Origin of the sequence: Pseudomonas graminis (genome assembly GCF_001705435.1) — a bacterium.
Classification (GTDB): domain Bacteria; phylum Pseudomonadota; class Gammaproteobacteria; order Pseudomonadales; family Pseudomonadaceae; genus Aquipseudomonas; species Aquipseudomonas graminis_B.
In genome coordinates this window covers 1-965 of the sequence record NZ_MDEN01000026.1, presented here as the reverse complement: position 1 = coordinate 965, position 965 = coordinate 1, and the positions used below count along the sequence as shown (strand labels likewise).

Annotated in this window: 1 protein-coding gene; it reads right to left on the bottom strand. The window is 62.6% G+C overall.

Translation table 11 applies throughout. The features are described from left to right. Window positions 1–965, bottom strand: a 965-nt coding sequence (locus tag BBI10_RS00110) for an AMP-binding protein (protein ID WP_141695061.1), incomplete at both ends; no start/stop codon positions are given.

The window sequence follows — 965 nt, the reverse complement described above, 5'->3', positions numbered from 1 at the left end:
ACGCCGACGGGTTGCGGGTTGAGGCGGCTGTCGAGGATGTGGATCTGCAGGTTGGCGATGGGGGCGCCGATGGGCACGGAAACGCCCGGCTCATCAGCGCAGGTCCAGTGAGTCACGTCGATGGCCGCTTCGGTCGGGCCATACAGGTTGAACAGGCCGGCGTTGGGCAGGCGTTGAAGGGTTTCCCGCGTCAGATCGGCAGGCAAGGCTTCGCCGCTGCAGACGATGCGTTTCAGGGACGCACAGCCGGCGAGATCGTCCTGAGCCATGAAGGCACCGAGCATCGACGGGACGAAGTGCAGCGTGGTGATCTGCTGTTGTTCGATCAGCGTCTTCAACAGCAGCGGATCGCGATGATCCCCCGGCTGAGCGACCACCAGACGCGCACCCACCATCAACGGCCAGAAGAACTCCCAGACCGACACGTCGAAACTGAACGGCGTTTTTTGCAATACCGCGTCTGATGCGTCGAGTGCGTAAGCCTCTTGCATCCAGGCCAGACGGTTGAACAGTGCGGCATGGGTATTGCCGGCGCCCTTGGGTTTCCCCGTCGAGCCGGAGGTGTAAATCATGTAGGCCAGTTGCTCGGGGTGCAGCTCAATCACGGGCGCCGTGACGGGCTGGCCGGAGAGTTCAAGCTGATCCAGATTCAGCACACGCAGACCTTCCACGACCGGCAAATCAGCGATCACCCCATCGTGGCTCAGCAGCAACCCGATCCCGGCGTCTTCCAGCATGTAGCGCAGACGATCTGCCGGGTACTCAGGGTCCAGTGGCACATAGGCAGCGCTGGCTTTGAGCACCGCATACAGCGCAACCACCATTTCCACCGAACGCAACGCCGCCACGCCCACCAGAGATTCCCGCCCCACGCCCTGTTCGCGCAGGTAATGGGCCAGCTGATTCGCACGCTGATCCAGCTCGCGATAACTCAACACCGCATCGCCAAAGCGCACAGCCTCCCG